Raw genomic sequence first — 16,478 nt, 5'->3', positions numbered from 1 at the left:
GAAAGTGAGCCGGCCTTGGGTTACGAATACGTAATTCAGGCGTTCGGAAAACGACAGCCCCGCTTCCTACAGTTCCTTCCATGCCGGCAAACAGCGGCATTCAGAGCGTCTCCTCCCCTCCATCTGTCGTCATCAAAGGAACTGTCATGAAAGCCTCGAAAAGCCTCCTGTTGCCCATCGCCTTCGCCCTCACCGCTGGCGCCGCCTTCGCCGAAGGTCCGCTGGAGGGCAATGAAGTGTTCAACTTCCAATCGACCCTGAGCCGCGCCGACGTGCAGGCCCAGGTCGCACCGGCCTACAAGGCCGACCAGATCGCCCGCGGCGAAGCCAACCCCGCGCAAGCCCAGGCCACCGTGGTGGCCAGCCAGCTGAGCCGCGCGCAGGTGCTGGCCGAGGCCGCCGAGGCCCGCCGCCTGGGCCTGGTCGCCAGCGGCGAGATCCTGCCCGTGGCCACGCCGCAGCAGGCCGAGCAGATCCGCCTGGCCGGCCTGCGCGCCGTGCAAGGCAATGCGGTGGTGCAGGCGCCGAGCGCCGTGCAGGCCCACTGATCCCGCGATCGCGCGTCTCCTCCAAGGTTTGGACAGCGGCCCATGGGCCGCTGTTTTTTTGTGCCGGCGCGGGTGCCTCGCATAATGCGCGCGACCGCCCCTGCGGGGCCCCACAGGAACCGCGATGCCGCCGCTCCCCTTGCGCAGACGCCCGCTGGCCGCCGCGTTCTTCGGCGTCTTGGCCCTGATGGCCTGGGGCGCGCGGGCCGATCCCGTGTTCGTGCCGGATGGCCCGCAGGCCGCGGCCTATGGCCAGGCGCAGGGCTACCCCGTGCCCCGGCCCGGTTTGCGGCCGGATGAGTTGCGGCAGGAACTCTACGTGGGCCTGCACAGCCACTACGACCAGGTTCGCCCCCTGAAGGAGGTACCGACCGCCGGCGCGCCGTCCCCTTTGTCGCGCGCCGCGCAAAGCCTGGAGCTGCAGTACACGCACGAAGGGCGCACCCTCACGCTGGGCGACTACCTGCGCCGCCACCCGGTGACGGGCTTGCTGATCGCGCGCGACTCGACCATCCTGTTCGAGCGCTACCAGTACGGCCGCCGCGACAGCGACCGCTTCCTGTCGCACTCTCTGGCCAAGACCATCACCGGCCTGCTGGTGGGCGCGGCGCTGGAGGACGGCGCCATCCGCTCGATCGACGACAAGGTCTCGGCCTACCTGCCCGAACTCGCGGGCACGGCCTACGGCGCCACGCCGATCCGCGCGCTGCTGACCATGTCCTCGGGCCTGGCCTTCAACGAGAGCTACCAGCCGAACGACGACGTGCACCGACTGGCCGAGGCGCTGGTCGGGCCCTCGCCCCTGGGCGCGGTGGCGGCGGTGCGGCAGTTCGACACGCGCGTCGCCGAGCCGGGCACGGTCTTCCACTACGCCAGCGCCGACTCGCAGGTGCTGGGCATGGTGGTGAGCCGCGCCGTGGGCATGCCGCTGCCCGAGTACTTCAGCCGCCGGCTGTGGGCGCCGCTGGGCGCGGAGGCCAACGCCGCCTGGGACACCGACCCGTCGGGCGAGGCGCTGGGCTTTTGCTGCGTGGTGGCCCGCCTGCGCGACTGGGCGCGCCTGGGCCTCATGCTCGCCCACGACGGCCGCTGGAACGGGCGGCAGGTGGTCTCGCGCCCGTGGGTCTACGAGAGCACCACGCCCGCGCGTGGGCTGAACGCGCCGTACGGCTACCAGATCTGGCTGTCGGGCGAGGCGCCGCGCTACTACGCCATGCGCGGCGTGCTGGGCCAGTTCGTGCTGATCGACCCGATCACGCGCTTCGTGCTGGTGCAGACCGCCGTGAACCTCAACCCCATCGACCCGGGCGCCACCGCCGAGTTGACGGCGCTGTGGCAGGCGCTGCTGGTGCAGCACGGTCCGCCCGGGCGCTTCGGGCGGACCTGGTGACTCACCCGCTTACTGCAGTTCGGGGATCTGCTTGACCAGTTCCTCGCGGGTCAGGCGCGGAAACCACTCGGCGTACATGTAGCTGTAGCCCTCGTTCTGCCACTTGGCCAGGTCGATCACGGCGGCCGGCACCACGGTGATCACGTCGTAGAACTCGTCGGGCTTGTAGCCGCGCGAGCGCGCCGCGTTGGCGCAGACGCGGATGGTCACGCCGGCGTCGGCCAGGGCCTTGAGTTCCTCGTACATGTCGGGATAGGCCGCGCGGTTCAGGCGCGAGAAGGCGTGCAGTTCGTTGCCGTGCGCCACGATCACGATGTGCGACTTCGGGTCGCCGTATTCCTTGATCGCGCGCAGGTGGTTCTTCACGTAGCCAAAGGCGGGCTTGGCGTCCAGGGGCCTGGCGAAGTTGAAGTCGTACAGCGCCTTCTGCGGCGCGTAGCGGGTGCCGTCGAACTTGGACGGGTCGTTGGGCCCGGCGATGGCGGCGCCGCTGAACAGCAGGCTGGCGAACAGGGGCGCGAGGGCGCGGCGGGTGAGGGGCATGGGGAGGGTCTCCGACAGTGTTGGAATGGGGGATCAACCAAGGGGCTGAGCCGCCGACTGTAACGGGGCCGGTGGGAGGCGCTGGCGGAGACGGTGAGATTCGAACTCACGGACCCTTGCGGGTCGGCAGTTTTCAAGACTGCTGGTTTAAACCACTCACCCACGTCTCCGCAGCGGCTGGGATTCTAGTGCGCCGCGTCCGACAGCACACAGGGTCGGCGGGCCGAGGCTTTCAGGCCGGCTGCGCCGCCTTCAGCAGGCCGCGCGTTTCGATGAAGCGCACCACCTCGTCCAGGCCTTCGCGGGTCTTGAGGTTGGTCATCACCCAGGGCCGGCGCTGGGCGTCGGGGCGCATGCGCGCGGTGTCGGCCCTCATCACCTCCAGGTCGGCGCCCACGTGCGGCGCCAGGTCGGTCTTGTTGATGACGAAGAGGTCGCTCTTGGTGATGCCGGGGCCGCCCTTGCGCGGGATCTTCTCGCCGGCGGCCACGTCGATGACATAGATGGTGAGGTCGCTCAGCTCGGGGCTGAAGGTGGCGGCCAGGTTGTCGCCACCGCTTTCCACGAAGACGATGTCGGCCTCGGGAAAGCGCTCCAGCATGCGGTCGATGGCCTCGAGGTTGATGGAGGCGTCCTCGCGGATGGCGGTGTGCGGGCAGCCGCCCGTTTCCACGCCCAGGATGCGCTCGGCCGGCAGCGCGCCGCTCACGGTGAGCAGGCGCTGGTCTTCCTTGGTGTAGATGTCGTTGGTGATGGCGATGAGGTCGTGGCGTTCGCGCATGGCCTTGCACAGCATCTCCAGCAGGGTGGTCTTGCCCGAGCCCACCGGGCCGCCGATGCCCACGCGCAGCGGGGGCAGGGGCTTGGTGCGGTTCGGGATGTGGTGCAGTGGTGTCGTGTTCATGATCGGAACAGGCGTGAGTACTGGGTTTCGTGGCGCGCCGAGAGGATGGCGAGCATGGGGGTGAAGGCCTGGCGCTGGTCGTCGGTGCCGCGCGCGATGGCCTCGTCGACGGCGGCGGGGATCTCGCCCACCAGGCGCGCGAGCAGGCGCTGGCCCATGCCCTGGCCCAGGGGCACGGCCTTGATGGCGGCCTGCACCATGTTCTCGGCCCAGCCGAAGGCCAGGCCGATGAGGGCCTCGCGCACGCTGGCCTCGCCCTGCGCGGCGGCGCAGGCGGCGGCCAGGGGCCAGGTGGGCGGGTTCAGCCCGGCCTGCGTCAGCGCGGCGCGCACCGCCTCGCCGTGTTCGCCCAGGGCCTGGGCCCAGGCGAGCAGGGACCGGCCCATCTGCTCGGTCTGCAGGCGCAGTTCGCTGGTTTCGCGCGTGTTCAGCACCCAGTGGTTCAGGGCGCGCACGCGGTCCAGGTCGTGCGCGCGCCAGGCGCCCACGGCCTCGGCCATCACCGCCAGGTCGCTGCGGGCCTGGCCCAGCTGCAGTTGGTCGATGAGCCAGTTGGCCACGCCGGCCTCGTCTTTGGCCAGGCCGGCGTCGATCGCGGTCTCCAGGCCTTCGGAGTAGGAGAAGCCCCCCACCGGCAGGGCCGGCGAGGCCAGCCACAGCGTGCGCAGCAGGCCCGCGTCAGTGGTCGTGCGGATGGCCGTGGTTGTGCTCATGGGGGGCGTGGCCGTGCGAATGGCCGTGCGAATGGCCGTGCGAGTGGCCGTGCGAGTGGTCATGCGAGTGGCCATGCGAGTGGCCAGGCGAATGGCCGTGGCCCTGCCCGCCGTAGGCCCCGCCCTCGGGCTCGAAGGCCTCGATCACTTCGGCCACGTCCAGGTGCAGGGCGCGCAGCATCTCGGCCAGCACGTGGTCGGGCTCGATTTTCAGGTGATCGGGCTTCAGTTCGATGGGCACATGGCGGTTGCCCAGGTGGTAGGCCGCGCGCATCAGGTCGAAGGCCTGCGCCGCCTGGGGGTGCGCCGGGCAGGCGGTGATGCGCAGCACCGGCTGGGGCGCGGCGATCACGCGCACCAGCTCGCCCTCGGCCGTGAGCAGCGCGTCGCCACCGCGCACCACGCGGCCGCGCGGCAGGAAGACCGCGAGCGCGCGGCCGTCGCTCAGCACGGTGTCGAAGCGGCTCTTCTGGCGCACGTCCCAGTCGAGCTCGACCGTGGGCGCGCGCTTGAGCAGCACGGGCGCCAGGCCCTGGCCCTGGGCGATGAGTCGGGAGGCGTGCAGCATCAGAACAGGAAGTAGCGCTGCGCCAGGGGCAGCGCGGTGGCGGGTTCGCAGGTGAGCAACTGGCCGTCGGCGCGCACGCGGTAGGTCTGGGCGTCGATCTCCATGGTGGGCAGCCAGGCGTTGTGCACCATGTGGGTCTTGTTCACGCCGCGGCAGCCCCGCACGGCGGACAGGGTCTTGCGCAGACCGTAGCGCTCACCCACGCCGGCGTCCAGCGCGGCCTGCGAGACGAAGCTCAGGCTGCCGCGCGCGAGCGCGCCGCCGTAGGCGCCGAACTGCGGGCGAAAGTGCACCGGCTGCGGCGTGGGAATGGAGGCGTTGGGGTCGCCCATGGCGGCCAGCGCGATGCTGCCGCCCTTGAGCACGATGAAGGGCTTGACGCCGAAGAAGGCCGGCTTCCACAGCACCAGGTCGGCCCACTTGCCCACCTCCAGCGAGCCCACGGTGTGCGAGATGCCGTGGGCGATGGCGGGGTTGATGGTGTACTTGGCGATGTAGCGCTTGACGCGGAAGTTGTCGTGGCGCGACGGGTCTTCGGGCAGGGTGCCGCGCTGCAGCTTCATCTTGTGCGCGGTCTGCCAGGTGCGCAGGATCACCTCGCCCACACGGCCCATGGCCTGGCTGTCGCTGCTCATCATGCTGATGGCGCCCAGGTCGTGCAGGACGTCCTCGGCCGCGATGGTTTCCTTGCGGATGCGGCTCTCGGCGAAGGCCAGGTCCTCGGGGATGGCGGCGTCCAGGTGGTGGCACACCATGAGCATGTCGACGTGTTCGTCGAGCGTGTTCACGGTGTAGGGCATGGTGGGGTTGGTGGAGGAGGGCAGGAAGTTCTTCTCGCCCACCACGCGCAGGATGTCGGGCGCGTGGCCGCCGCCCGCGCCTTCGGTGTGGAAGGCGCACAGGGTGCGGCCCTTCGTGGCCTCGATGGTGTTCTCCACGAAGCCCGATTCGTTGAGCGTGTCGCTGTGGATGGCGACCTGGGTGTCGGTCTCCTCGGCCACGGCCAGGCATTGGTCGATGGCCGCGGGCGTGGTGCCCCAGTCCTCGTGCAGCTTGAGGCCGATGACGCCGGCGTGGACCTGTTCGCGCAGCGCGTCGGGCCGGCTGGCGTTGCCCTTGCCGAGGAAGCCGATGTTCATGGGCAGGCCATCGGCCGCCTGCAGCATGCGCTCGATGTGCCACGGTCCGGGCGTGCAGGTGGTGGCGAAGGTGCCCGTGGCCGGGCCGGTGCCGCCGCCCAGCATGGTGGTCACGCCCGAGGCCAGGGCTTCGTCGACCTGCTGCGGGCAGATGAAGTGGATGTGGCTGTCGATGCCGCCGGCGGTGACGATCAGGCCTTCGCAGGCGATGACCTCGGTGCCGGGGCCGATGACGATGTCCACGCCGGGCTGCGTGTCGGGGTTGCCGGCCTTGCCGATGGCGGCGATGCGCCCGTCCTTGAGGCCGATGTCGGCCTTGACGATGCCCCAATGCTCGACGATGAGGGCGTTGGTGAGCACGGTGTCGACGGCGCCCTGCGCGCGCGAGCGCTGCGACTGCGCCATGCCGTCGCGGATGGTCTTGCCGCCACCGAACTTCACTTCTTCGCCGTAGCCGCCCGCGGCCAGGGTGAAGTCGCGCTCGACCTCGATGATCAGGTCGGTGTCGGCCAGTCGCACGCGGTCGCCCACGGTGGGGCCGAACATGTCGGCGTAGGCGCGTCGTCCAATGCTCGCCATCAGAGGGGTCCTTGTAGGAGGCCGCGAAAGCCGAACACCACGCGGTCGCCGGCGTAGTCCACCAGTTCCACCGTGCGCTGCTGGCCGGGCTCGAAGCGCACGGCGGTGCCGCTGGCGATGTTCAGGCGTTTGCCGCGCGCGGCGGTGCGGTCGAAGTCGAGCGCGCCGTTGGTTTCGGCGAAGTGGTAATGCGAGCCGACCTGGATGGGCCGCGTCGCGGTGTTCTTCACCACCAGCGTGAGCGCGGGCCGCCCGGGGTTGAGGGCGTGCTCGCCCTCGGCGATGAGGTATTCACCGGGTGTCATGGCCGTCAACCCGCGAGCAGGCCCCAGCCCATGTTCAGGCCCATCAGGGCCACCACGGCGCCGGCCGCGCGCGTCCACCACACGCTGTGGTGCCGCAGCCGCCGGCCCAGGGCGATGCCGGCCCCGTGGAGCAGGGCCGTGCCCGCCACCATGCCGGCCAGGGCGGCCAGCCCGCCGAGTTCCTGTCCGTGCGCCGCGCCGTGGAACAGCGCGAAGCCGCCCACCAGCAGCGCGCCCGCCGCCTCCGGCAACCTCGCGCGCGCCGCCAGCAGCAGGCCCACCACCAGCAGCGAAGCCGCGATCATGGGTTCGACGGCGGGGAATCCAATGCCCCCGTGCGCGAGCAGGGCGCCGGCCAGCAGCGTGAGCGCGAAGGCGAGGGGGGCGGTCCAGGCACGGCGCGTGGTGGCCGCGCTCCACACGCCCACGGCCACCATCGCGGCCAGGTGGTCCGGGCCGGTGATGGGGTGCAGCAGGCCGGCGAAGAAACCGTGGTGGCCGTGGCCATCGGCCCCCACGTGGGCCAGGGCGATCGATCCCGTGCCCGCGAGCGCGGCGGCGCCCAGGGCCTTGATCCAGTGGTGTTGTGTCATGCGTGTGTCTCCTCGTTCATGGAATCGGTTGGTGGACGGTGACCAGCTTGGTGCCGTCGGGGAAGGTGGCTTCTACCTGGATGTCGGGAATCATCTCGGCCACGCCGTCCATCACGTCGGCGCGCGTGAGCACCTCGCGGCCCGCGCTCATGAGCTGCGCCACGGTCCGGCCGTCGCGCGCGCCCTCCATCACGGCGGCGGTGATCAGGGCGATGGCCTCGGGGTGGTTGAGCTTGAGGCCGCGCGCGCGGCGGCGCTCGGCCAGCAGGGCGGCGGTGAAGATGAGCAGCTTGTCCTTCTCGCGCGGGGTCAGGTCCATGGGGGTCGGTCTCTCCTGCGGGCCGGGTCAGCAAGACGCATACCCGGTGAGGGTAGTGGCATGAAAGCTGCAGCGCCAGCCCCGTGAACGCCTCGCCCGCCGATCCCGCCGCCGCCGCGCCCGACGCCCCGCAGCGCATCATCAAGGTGCGGCGCGACTACAACAGCTGGGTCGGCAGCGAGACCCTGGAAGACTACGCGCTGCGCTACACGCCGCAGCGCTTTCGCAAATGGAGCGAATGGCGGGTGGCCAACACCGCCTTCGGCGTGGCCTCCTTCCTGGTGCTGGAAGCGGTGGGCGCCACATTGCTGCTCAGCGTCGGCTTCACCAATGCGGCGCTGGCCATCCTCGCCACGGGCCTGATCATCTTCCTCGCCGGCCTGCCCATCAGCGTCTATGCGGCGCGCCACGGCGTGGACATGGACCTGCTCACGCGCGGCGCGGGCTTCGGCTACATCGGCTCGACCATCACCTCGCTCATCTACGCCTCCTTCACCTTCATCTTCTTCGCGCTGGAGGCCGCCGTCATGGCCTACGCGCTGGAGCTGGCGCTGGACATCCCGCCCGCCTGGGGCTACCTCATCTGCGCGCTGGTGGTGATTCCGCTGGTGACGCACGGGGTGTCGGCGATCAGCCGCTTCCAGATGTGGACCCAGCCGCTGTGGCTGGTGATGATGGTGGTGCCGTTCGTGGCCGTCGCGGTGCACGCGCCCGCGACCTTCCGCGAGGTGGTGCACTACGCGGGTGCGTCCGGCACCGCGATGGGCTTCGACTGGCACCTGTTCGGTGCGGCACTCACGGTGGGCATCGCGCTGATCACGCAGATGGGCGAACAGGCCGACTACCTGCGCTTCATGCCGGCGCGCCAGCCCGGCCGGGGCCTGCGCTGGTGGGCGGGGGTCATCGCCGGCGGGCCGGGCTGGGTGCTGATCGGGGTGCTCAAGATGCTTGGCGGTGCGCTGCTCGCCTACCTGGCCATCCGCCACAGCGTGCCGGCCGAGCGCGCGGTCGACCCGAACCAGATGTACCTGGCCGCCTACGACTTCCTGCTGCCCCATGGCTGGGCGGTGGCGGCCACGGCGCTGTTCGTGGTGGTCTCGCAGCTCAAGATCAACGTCACCAACGCCTACGCGGGGTCGCTGGCCTGGAGCAACTTCTTCTCGCGCCTCACGCACAGCCACCCGGGCCGCGTGGTGTGGGTGGTGTTCAACACCTTCATCGCCTTCCTGCTGATGGAGATGAACGTGTTCCAGGCCCTGGGCCAGGTGCTGGGCGTGTACGCCAACATCGCCATCGCCTGGATCATGGCCGTGGTGGCCGACCTGATCGTCAACAAGCCCCTGGGCCTGAGCCCGCCCGGCATCGAGTTCAAGCGCGCCCACCTGTACGACATCAACCCGGTGGGCGTGGGCGCCATGGCGCTGGCCTCGGTGGTGTCGATCACCGCGCACCTGGGCGTGATGGGGCCCACGGCCGAGGCCTTCTCGGCCGTGATCGCGATGGTCACGGCCTTCCTGGCCGCGCCGGCGATCGCCTGGCTGACCCGGGGGCGCTTCTATCTCGCGAGGCCATCTGGCCCGCAGACACCGCAGAGCCGGCGCCGCCAGGCCGCCGGTGTGGCCCCCATTCAAGGGGGCGGGGCCAGCGCTGCCGCCGGGGGCGTCTGCGTCATCTGTGAACAGGTCTACGAAGGGCCCGACATGGCCCATTGCCCGGCCTACCAGGGGCCCATCTGCTCCCTGTGCTGCACGCTGGACGCGCGCTGCGGCGACCTGTGCAAGCCGCACGCGCGTCTGTCGGTGCAGTGGAACGGCGCCCTGCGCCGCCTCTTGCCCCGGCGGGCCTGGCCCTACCTGGACGCCGGCCTGGCGCACTACCTGCTGCTCATGCTCATCGTGGCGCCGCTGCTGGCGGCCGTGCTGGGGCTGCTGTACCGGCAGGAGGTGCAGTCCCTGGCGGCGACCCTGGGCGGCGGCAGCGCCTCCCTGCTCGACACCGCGCTGCGCTCGGGCTTCCTGCGCGTGTACGCCGTGCTGCTGCTGATCGCCGCCACGGTGGCCTGGTGGCTGGTGCTGGCGCACAAGAGCCGCGAGGTGGCGCAGGAGGAGTCGAACCGGCAGACCCACCTGCTGATGCGGGAGATCGAGTCGCACCGCCGCACCGACGAGGCCCTGCAGCAGGCGCGCCACGCGGCCGAGCAGGCCAACCAGGCCAAGACGCGCTACATCAGCACCATCAGCCACGAACTTCGCACGCCGCTCAACAGCATCCTGGGCTACGCGCAACTGCTGCAGGAGGACAGCGGCCTGGCGCCGCACCGCGCCCAGGCCATCCGGGTCATCCACCGCGGCGGCGAACACCTGCTGTCGCTCATCGAGGGCACGCTGGACATCGCGCGCATCGAGGCCGGCAAGTTCGCGCTCGACGTCAAACCCATGGCCTTCGCGGCCACGCTGGCCGAGGTGGCGGGCCTGTTCGAGCTGCAGGCCGCGGCCAAGGGCCTGCGCTTCGTCTACGACACCGACGGCCGTCTGCCCGAGGCCGTGCGCGCCGACGACAAGCGCGTGCGCCAGATCCTCATCAACCTGCTCGGCAACGCGGTGAAGTTCACGCAGACGGGCGAGGTGCGCCTTCGCGTGCGCCACGCGCGCGAAATGGCGCACTTCGAGGTGCACGACACCGGTCCCGGCATGGGCAGCGCCGATGTCGAGCGCGTGTTCGAGCCCTTCGCGCGCGGCGCGGGCGAGGCCGGTGAACGTTCTGGCGTGGTCGGCACCGGCCTGGGCCTGACCATCGCCAAGATGCTGACCGACCTGATGGGGGGTGAGCTCAGCGTGCGCAGCGCGCCGGGCCAGGGCAGCGTGTTCACCGTGCGCCTGTTCCTGCCCGAGATGCGCGGTGCGCTGCCCGTGCGCGAGCGCCTGGAGCTGCCGGCGGGCTACGAGGGCGAGCGCTGCCGCGTGCTGGTGGTGGACAACGAGGAGGCCGACCGCGAGCTGCTGCAGCGTTGGCTGGAGCCGCTGGGCTTCGAGGTGCAGCTGGCGCGCAGCGGCGACCACGCGCTGGAATTGCTGGCCGGCCTGCGACCCGGCGAGGCGCGCGCGCCGCACGCGGTGTTTCTCGACCTCGCCATGCCCGGCATCGACGGCTGGGAGACGCGCCGGCGCCTGCGCGCCGCCGGCTGGGCCGGGGTGCCGCTGGCCATCGTCTCGGCCAACGCCTTCGACAAGGGCCTGCACAGCGAACTGGGGCCCGGCGAGGCCCTGGCGCCGCAGGACTTCTTCGTCAAGCCGGTGCGGCGTTCGGAACTGCTGGCCTGGCTGGCGCAACGGCTGAACCTGCGCTGGACCGAGGCGGCCGCGGCGCCCGAGCCACCGCCGCCGGCGCGGCCCGAGGCAGCGCTCCCGGCGCGCGAGGAGATCGCGCCGCTGCTGGAACTGGTGCGCCTGGGCTACACGCGCGGCATCCTGCAGTGGCTGGACGACTGGGTGCGGCGGCGGCCGGAGCGCGCCGGTCAGGCCGCCGCGCTGGCCACGCTGGCGCGTGAGTTTCGTTTCGAGGCCATCGAACGGCAGCTGGGGCAGGACCGTGTCTGAGGCCATCGACCCGCAGCGCCTGTCGCCCCGCCTGCCGCGCGGCGAGCACCGCGTGGTGCTGCTGGTCGACGACGCGCCCGACAACCTGGCGCCCTTGCACGACGCGCTGGACGGCGCCGGCTACACCGTGCTCGTGGCGCTCGACGGCGAGAGCGCCATCCGCCGCGCGCAGCAGGCCCTGCCCGACATGGTGCTGCTCGACGCGCTGATGCCCGGCATCGACGGCTTCGAGGTGGCGCGCCGCCTCAAGGCCGATGCGCTGACGGCCGCCACGCCCATCATCTTCATGACCGGCCTGACCGAGCCCGAGCACCTGGAGGCCGCGTTCGAGGCCGGTGGCGTGGACTACGTGACCAAGCCGGTCAAGCCGCGCGAGGTGATGGCCCGCATGGCCCTGCACCTGCGCCAGGCGCGCCAGGCCCGCGACGGCGCGCGCGAGCGCAGCCAGGCGCGCCACGCGCTCGACGCCTTCGGCTACGCCACCATCACCGTGCGCGCCAGCGACGGCCGCCTGCTGTGGCAGACCCCGCTCGCGCGCGAGCTGCTGCGCCAGCACGGCGGCGGCGATTCGGTGCACGCGCCCGAGGCGGTGCTGCACTGGCTGCGCCGCCACCTGGCCGATGCCCAGGCCCTGCGCGAGCCGCCCCGGCTCACGCTGCAGAATGGTCCGCGCCGCCTGAGTTTTCGCCTGCACCAGCGCGTGGGCGACGAGGACGGCGATCCCCTGGGCCAGGGCGACTGGCTGATCGTGATGCAGGAGACCTCGGACGAATCCGCCTTCAGCGCGCTGTCGCAAGCCTTCGGCCTGACCGCGCGCGAGGCCGAGGTGCTCTACTGGGTCGTCAAGGGCAAGATCAACCGCGACATCGCCGACATCCTGGGCGCCAGCCCGGCCACGGTGAAGAAGCACCTGGAGCGCATCCACGCCAAGATGGGCGTGGAAACGCGCACGGCGGCGGCGGCGATGGCGATGCAGCGGGTGCGGCAGCTGGAGACGCTGAGGGGCTGAGGGGCGGGCCGCGCTTGGCGGACAATTCGCGTTCGCCGCCCCGTTCCCGCCATGCGACTGCGCACCAAGATCCTCCTGCTGGCCATCCTGCCGATGCTGGCCGCGCTCGCGCTCATCGCCCTGGCCGTGCAGCAGCAGGAGCGCGCGTTGGCGCAGCGCGAGCACGCCCTGGTCGAGCGCGCCTACATGGACGCGCGGCGCAGCGAGCTGCGCAGCTATGTGGACCTGGCCGTGAGCACGGTGCAGCCGCTCTACGACCGGCGCGGCGGCGAGGCGGAGCGGGAACAGGCCCTGCGCCTGCTGGCCTCGCTCGACTACGGCCCCGACGGCTATTTCTTCGTCTACGACCTCCAGGGCAAGGTGCTGATGCATTCGCGCCAGACCGAACTCGTGGGCCAGAACCTGTGGGCGCTGCGCGACCCGCAGGGCCGGCCCACCATCCAGCGCCTGATCGCCCAGGCCCGCGCGGGCGGCGGTTTCGTCGACTACCTGTGGCAACAGCCCTCCAGCGGCCTGGTCAAACCCAAGCTGGGCTACGTCATTGCGCTCGAGCGCTGGGGCTGGATGATGGGCACCGGGCTCTACCTCGACGGCATCCAGGCCACGCTGTCGCAGCTGGAGCGCGAGGCCAACCGCAACATCGCCACCACGCTGCTGTGGATCGCCGGCATCGCGGGCTTCGGCATTGCCCTCATCAGCGCCAGCGGCCTGGCGCTCAACCTCCGTGAGCAGCGCGTGGCCGAGAACAAGCTGCGCCTGCTCGCGCGCCAGGTGCAGCAGTCGCAGGAGGACGAGCGCGCTCGCCTGGCGCGCGAGCTGCACGACGGCGTCAGCCAGACCCTGGTGTCGAGCAAGCTGCTGGTGGAGGCGGGCGCGGCCGATGGCGATCGCGAGTCCCTGGCGCGCGCCCTGCGCCAGCTCGAGAACAGCCTGGTGGAGGTGCGGCGCATCTCGCACCGCCTGCGCCCCGCCTTGCTCGACAACCTGGGCCTGCCCGCCGCGCTGCAGCACCTGGCGCGCGAGGTCGAAGACGCCAGCGGCCTGGCGGTGGCCGTGCGCTTGGAGGGCGCGCCGCGCGAGCTGGGCGACGAGGTCAAGACGGCGCTGTTTCGCATCGCCCAGGAGGGCCTGACCAATGTGGTCAAGCACGCGCAGGCGCGCCAGGTCGAGTTGCTGCTGGACTTTGGCGCCGGTGGCGCGCTGCGCCTGAGCCTGACCGACGACGGCCGCGGCTTCGACGAGCAGGCCGTGCAGCTCGACCCGGAGCGCGGTATTGGCCTGCGCAACATGCGCGAGCGCCTGGCGGCCATCGGCGGGCGCCTGCGCATCCAGTCCGCGCCCGGCCATGGCACCCAGCTGGAGGCCGCGCTGCCCGCCTGAGCCGTCCCATGAACGCCCCCGGCAAGCCCATCCGCATCCTGCTCGTCGATGACCACCCCATGGTGCGCGAGGGCCTGCGCGCGCGCCTGTCCAGCGTGCCGCGCCTGCGGGTGGTGGGCGAGGCGGGCGACGCCGCCGAGGCCCTGCGCCAGCTCGAGCTGAACCCGCCCGACGTGGTGCTGCAGGACGTGGGCCTGAAGGACGGCAACGGCATCGACCTGGTGCAGGCCATGCTGGCGCGTCAGCCCACGCTGCGCGTGCTGATGTTCAGCATGTACGACAACCCCGAGTACGTGCAGCGCGCCTTGCTGGCGGGCGCGCGCGGCTACGTGCTCAAGGAAACGCCCGCCGAGGAGGTGCTGGCCGCCATCGACGCCGTGGTGGCGGGTGGCACCTTCCTCAGCCCCGCCGTCTCGCGCCGCCTGTTCCGCGGCCAGGCGCCGCGGCCCATGCTCACGCCGCGCGAAAGCCAGATCCTCAGCGCCCTGGGCCGCGGCGAATCGAGCAAGCAGATCGCCCAGGCCATGCACCTGAGCGTGCGCACCGTCGAGGCGCACCGCCAGAGCATCAAGCGCAAGCTGGGCATCGAGGGCCAGGCCGAGCTCATCAAGTACGCGGTGGAGCACGCGCGCGAAGCGCCCTGAGCCCACCGGCGCCGCCGCGCCGCGGGTAACTAAGGGTTTTCCCTTAAGTGGTGCCGCGAGGGATCGAACGTGGTGCAACGGATGCGCCACGGCGGTGCGCTGACCATACTGCCCGGCGCCTGGCGGCCCCGCCTTTTCCGGGGGCGGGGCTCAAGAGGAGACTGGCATGTCTGGACTGGGTCGCCACCTCGGGTGGTTTTTCGTGGCCGTGTTGGGCGCCTTCGCGCTCGCGGCCGTGGCGCTGGGGCGCGGCGAGGCCGTCAGCGCCCTGTGGGTGGTGGTCGCCGCCGTCTGCGTCTACCTCATCGCCTACCGCTACTACAGCCTGTTCCTGGCCACCCGGGTGCTGGGCCTGGACGGCCAGCGCATGACCCCGGCCTGGCGCCACAACGACGGCCTGGATTACGTGCCCACGCACAAGTACGTGCTCTACGGCCACCACTTCGCCGCCATCGCGGGCGCCGGCCCGCTGGTGGGCCCGGTGCTGGCCGCGCAGATGGGCTACCTGCCCGGGTTGCTGTGGATCCTGGCCGGCGTGGTGTTCGCCGGCGCGGTGCAGGACTTCGTCGTGCTGTTCATCTCCACGCGCCGCGACGGCCGCTCGCTGGGCGACCTGATCAAGCAGGAGATGGGCACCGTGCCCGGCCTCATCGCGCTGTTCGGCGCCTTCATGATCATGATCATCATCCTCGCGGTGCTGGCGCTGATCGTGGTCAAGGCCCTGGCCGAATCGCCCTGGGGCACCTTCACCGTGGCGGCCACCATCCCCGTGGCGCTGTTCATGGGCGTGTACCTGCGCTTCATCCGCCCCGGACGCATCGGCGAGGTCTCGGTGATCGGCTTCGTGCTGCTCATGCTGGCCATCGTGGGCGGCCAGTGGGTGCACGAGAGCCCGGTCTGGGCGCCGCTGTTCACCTACGACGGCAAGGCACTGACCTGGATGCTCATCGGCTATGGCTTCGTCGCCGCCTCCATCCCGGTGTGGCTGCTGCTGGCGCCGCGCGACTACCTCTCCACCTTCCTCAAGATCGGCACCATCGTCGCGCTGGCCATCGGCATCGTGATCGTCGCCCCGCCGCTGCAGATGCCGGCCATGACGCAGTTCGCGGCCGGCAATGGCCCGGTGTGGTCGGGCAACCTGTTCCCCTTCCTGTTCATCACCATCGCCTGCGGCGCGGTGTCGGGTTTTCATGCGCTGATCTCCTCGGGCACCACGCCCAAGATGCTGGACAACGAAACCCACGCGCGCTTCATCGGCTACGGCGGCATGCTGGCCGAGTCCTTCGTCGCCGTCATGGCCCTGGTGGCCGCGGCCTGCATCGACCCCGGCGTCTACTTCGCCATGAACAGCCCGGCCGCGCTGGTGGGCAACACGCCCGAGCTGGTCGCGGCCAAGCTGTCCACCTGGGGCTTCGTGATCACGCCCGAGATGCTGGTGCAGACCGCCAGGGACGTGGGCGAGAACACCATCCTGGCGCGCGCGGGCGGCGCGCCCACGCTGGCCGTGGGCATGGCGCAGATCCTGCACCAGGTGGTGGGCGGCAAGACCATGATGGCCTTCTGGTACCACTTCGCCATCCTGTTCGAGGCCCTGTTCATCCTCACCGCCGTCGACGCCGGCACGCGCGCGGGCCGCTTCATGCTGCAGGACCTCATGGGCAGCTTCGTGCCCGCGCTCAAGCGCACCGACTCGCTGCCCGCCAACCTGATCGCCACCGCCCTGTGCGTGGCCGCCTGGGGCTACTTCCTGTACCAGGGCGTGGTCGACCCGCTGGGTGGCATCAACACCCTGTGGCCGCTGTTCGGCATCGCCAACCAGATGCTGGCCGCCGTGGCGCTGATGCTGGGCACCGTGGTGCTCTACAAGATGAAGAAGGACCGCTACGCCTGGGTCACCATGGCGCCCGCGGCCTGGCTGCTGGTCTGCACGCTGTCGGCGGGCTGGCTCAAGATCTTCTCCAGCGACCCCAAGGTGGGCTTCCTGCCCAACGCCCAGCGCTACGCCGACGCCATCCAGCAGGGCGCGCTGCTGGCGCCGGCCAAGACGGCAGAGGCCATGTCGCGCATCGTCTTCAACAACCGCCTCGACGCCGTGCTGTGCGGCCTGTTCATGTTCGTGGTGCTGAGCGTGCTGGTCTACAGCGTCAAGAGCGTCTTCCAGGCGCGCGCCGAACGGCACGCCACCGCGAACGAGGTGCCCTTCGAAGCGCTGCCCGCCGGCGCCAACGCCGGTGCCTGACAAAGCCCC

At 71.0% G+C, this 16,478-nt stretch carries 15 protein-coding genes and 1 tRNA gene; 7 read left to right on the top strand and 9 right to left on the bottom strand.

What is annotated here, in order from left to right; translation table 11 throughout:
* The first annotated feature begins 146 nt into the window (after positions 1–146).
* Together JNX00_RS16240 and JNX00_RS16235 are read left to right on the top strand one after the other, a co-directional pair.
* On the top strand, positions 147–548 hold the full coding sequence (locus JNX00_RS16240; protein WP_070397464.1) for a hypothetical protein: 402 nt from the start codon (positions 147–149) through the stop codon (positions 546–548).
* 124 nt (positions 549–672) lie between these two features.
* Complete coding sequence (locus tag JNX00_RS16235; protein WP_204742890.1) at positions 673–1,938, top strand: serine hydrolase; 1,266 nt, start codon at positions 673–675, stop codon at positions 1,936–1,938.
* 9 nt (positions 1,939–1,947) lie between these two features.
* On the opposite strand, the gene JNX00_RS16230 is transcribed toward JNX00_RS16235, so the two are convergent.
* From JNX00_RS16230 to JNX00_RS16190, 9 genes are all read right to left on the bottom strand, one after another.
* Entirely contained in the window at positions 1,948–2,481 is a 534-nt protein-coding gene (locus tag JNX00_RS16230) for a DsrE family protein (RefSeq protein ID WP_204742889.1), read from the bottom strand.
* Positions 2,482–2,563: 82 nt separating this feature from the next.
* Positions 2,564–2,651 (bottom strand) — tRNA-Ser (locus JNX00_RS16225).
* A gap of 62 nt (positions 2,652–2,713) precedes the next feature.
* Positions 2,714–3,385 (bottom strand): urease accessory protein UreG, encoded by a 672-nt coding sequence (gene ureG / locus JNX00_RS16220; protein WP_070397467.1) that lies wholly within the window; start codon positions 3,383–3,385, stop codon positions 2,714–2,716.
* Positions 3,382–4,098, bottom strand: a complete 717-nt coding sequence (locus JNX00_RS16215; RefSeq protein WP_204742888.1) for an urease accessory UreF family protein — start codon at positions 4,096–4,098, stop codon at positions 3,382–3,384. The genes ureG and JNX00_RS16215 overlap by 4 nt, the downstream gene beginning before the upstream one ends.
* A complete protein-coding gene (gene ureE / locus JNX00_RS16210) occupies positions 4,064–4,666 on the bottom strand; it encodes an urease accessory protein UreE (RefSeq protein ID WP_204742887.1) in 603 nt (200 codons plus the stop codon). The genes JNX00_RS16215 and ureE overlap by 35 nt, the downstream gene beginning before the upstream one ends.
* Positions 4,666–6,384, bottom strand: a complete 1,719-nt coding sequence (gene ureC / locus JNX00_RS16205) for an urease subunit alpha (protein WP_204742886.1) — start codon at positions 6,382–6,384, stop codon at positions 4,666–4,668. The genes ureE and ureC overlap by 1 nt, the downstream gene beginning before the upstream one ends.
* Positions 6,384–6,689 (bottom strand): urease subunit beta, encoded by a 306-nt coding sequence (locus JNX00_RS16200; RefSeq protein ID WP_204742885.1) that lies wholly within the window; start codon positions 6,687–6,689, stop codon positions 6,384–6,386. The genes ureC and JNX00_RS16200 overlap by 1 nt, the downstream gene beginning before the upstream one ends.
* Before the next feature lie 5 nt (positions 6,690–6,694).
* Positions 6,695–7,282 (bottom strand): HupE/UreJ family protein, encoded by a 588-nt coding sequence (locus JNX00_RS16195; protein WP_070397472.1) that lies wholly within the window; start codon positions 7,280–7,282, stop codon positions 6,695–6,697.
* Positions 7,283–7,298: 16 nt separating this feature from the next.
* Positions 7,299–7,601, bottom strand: a complete 303-nt coding sequence (locus tag JNX00_RS16190) for an urease subunit gamma (RefSeq protein ID WP_070397473.1) — start codon at positions 7,599–7,601, stop codon at positions 7,299–7,301.
* An 83-nt stretch (positions 7,602–7,684) separates the two neighbouring features.
* Here JNX00_RS16190 and JNX00_RS16185 point away from each other — a divergent pair, with 83 nt between their 5' ends.
* From JNX00_RS16185 to JNX00_RS16165, 5 genes are all read left to right on the top strand, one after another.
* Complete coding sequence (locus tag JNX00_RS16185) at positions 7,685–11,197, top strand: ATP-binding protein (protein ID WP_204742884.1); 3,513 nt, start codon at positions 7,685–7,687, stop codon at positions 11,195–11,197.
* A complete protein-coding gene (locus JNX00_RS16180) occupies positions 11,190–12,206 on the top strand; it encodes a response regulator (protein WP_070397475.1) in 1,017 nt (338 codons plus the stop codon). The genes JNX00_RS16185 and JNX00_RS16180 overlap by 8 nt, the downstream gene beginning before the upstream one ends.
* 51 nt (positions 12,207–12,257) lie before the next feature.
* Positions 12,258–13,586 carry a cache domain-containing protein gene (locus tag JNX00_RS16175; protein ID WP_204742883.1) on the top strand — a complete coding sequence of 443 codons (1,329 nt, stop codon included), beginning with the start codon at positions 12,258–12,260 and terminating at the stop codon, positions 13,584–13,586.
* A gap of 8 nt (positions 13,587–13,594) precedes the next feature.
* The gene (locus JNX00_RS16170) at positions 13,595–14,230 is read left to right on the top strand and encodes a response regulator transcription factor (protein ID WP_204742882.1); all 636 of its coding nucleotides are present in this window, start codon (positions 13,595–13,597) and stop codon (positions 14,228–14,230) included.
* A 166-nt stretch (positions 14,231–14,396) separates the two neighbouring features.
* Positions 14,397–16,469, top strand: coding sequence for a carbon starvation CstA family protein (locus tag JNX00_RS16165; RefSeq protein ID WP_204742881.1), 2,073 nt, complete (start codon positions 14,397–14,399; stop codon positions 16,467–16,469).
* Positions 16,470–16,478: the final 9 nt, after the last annotated feature.

It is taken from the genome of Hydrogenophaga sp. YM1 (assembly GCF_016903055.1).
GTDB lineage: Bacteria > Pseudomonadota > Gammaproteobacteria > Burkholderiales > Burkholderiaceae_C > Hydrogenophaga > Hydrogenophaga borbori.
This window is presented reverse-complemented; position numbering and strand designations above follow the sequence as displayed.